This window comes from Halorubrum sp. AJ67, assembly GCF_000513435.1.
The window spans coordinates 6,925-8,443 of record NZ_CBVY010000029.1 but is presented as its reverse complement, the minus strand read 5'-3'; the positions used below and the strand labels follow the sequence as shown (position 1 = coordinate 8,443).

Annotated in this window: 2 protein-coding genes; both read left to right on the top strand. The window is 70.9% G+C overall.

Features of this window, described 5'->3' with window-relative positions; all coding sequences use genetic code 11:
* On the top strand, positions 1-504 hold a 504-nt coding region (locus tag BN903_RS14550; protein WP_048078416.1), incomplete at its 5' end, for a DUF402 domain-containing protein.
* 204 nt (positions 505-708) lie between these two features.
* A partial coding sequence (locus tag BN903_RS14545; protein ID WP_195155828.1) for a glycoside hydrolase family 97 N-terminal domain-containing protein occupies positions 709-1,519 on the top strand: 811 nt, incomplete at its 3' end.

The following is a 1,519-nucleotide window of genomic DNA, read 5'->3' as shown; positions in this document are numbered from 1 at the left end:
GACGCGGCGTTCCCGTTCGCGGTCGTGAGCGACGCGTTCGGCCCGCGCGAGGGCGACGCGCTCCGGATCGACCACGGGAAGCCCGACGGTCGGCTGATCACCCTCGGCGAGGGGACGGTCACCGAGGTCGACGCCGACGGCGGTGTCACCGTCGAACGCGAGATGACCGGCGGCGGGACCTACGACGGGCTGGGCGTCGACCGCGAGGCGGGCGACGTCGCCGAGACGAGCCTGAAGGAGGGCCGCTGGTGGTACCCGACCACCTACCGCGGCCGAGACGGGACCGTCCGCGGGACGTACGTCAACGTCTGCACGCCGGTGGAGGTGTTCCCGGACGCGGCCCGCTACGTGGACCTCCACGTCGACGTGGTGAAACGACCCGACGGGACCGTCGAGCGCGTCGACGACGACGCGTTAGACGAGTCGGTCGCGGCGGGTTACACCCCGGAGCCGCTCGCCGAGAAGGCGCGGAGCGTCGCGTCGGCGCTGGAGAACGCGCTGTAGGGCAGTCGCGGCGAGGTACCGCCCGCCTGCGACGAGAGAGTGCCACCCCGCGTCGACCGATCGACTCGCTCGTTTCGAAATCCAATCACTTCGTTTCGTTACAATAGCATTATTGTTCATCGCATATACGGTGCGGACGGAATGCGTGAGAAACGATCACAGCAATCATTTGACGGAGCGACGCGACGCGGCTTCCTCGGGAGCGTGGGGGCGCTGGTGGCCGCGGCGGGCTACTCGGGGACCGTCGCCGCCGACGACGCCGCGCGGATAGCCAACGACGCGGACGACCCGGTTCAGACGGTGGAGTCCCCGGACGGATCGATATCCGTCACCGTCGAGGTCAGCGACGGGGTCCCGACCTACGAGGTCGCGCGCGCCGGGGCGACGTACGTCGGGCCGTCGACGCTCGGGTTCGACTTCAGGAACCAGTCGGCGTTCGGGGCGAGCGCCGCGGGCGACGACGGCCCGGTGAGCGTCACGGGGACCGAACGCGAGTCCGCGACCGAGGAGTGGGAGCCGGTGTGGGGCGCGTACGACGAGGTCTCGGCCGAGTACAACGCCCTCAGCGTCGGGCTCGCGGACGCGACGGACGGCTCCGAAGACGGCGGCCGGACGGCGACCCTTCAGGTCCGCGTCTTCGACGACGGGGTCGGGCTCCGAGTCGTCCTCGGCGAGGGGTTCGCGAGCAACCAAGGCCGGGCGGTGGTCGTCTCTGAGAACACCGGCGTCGACTTCGCGGACGACTACGACGCGTGGTGGATCCGCAACGAGGTGACGAACCCGCGGTTCGAACAGGAGTACAGCGAGACGCCGCTCTCGGAGATCCCGGGGGGAACGCGGACGACGCGACCGACCGACACGCAGGTCCGGACCGGCGCGCACACGCCGCTCACGGTGGACGCGGGCGACGCGTACCTGAGCGTCCACGAGGCGAACCTCGACGACTACGCGGCCGCGACGCTCGCGCCGCGGGACGACGACGGGGGGAGCGCGTTCGCGACCGACGTCACGCCGC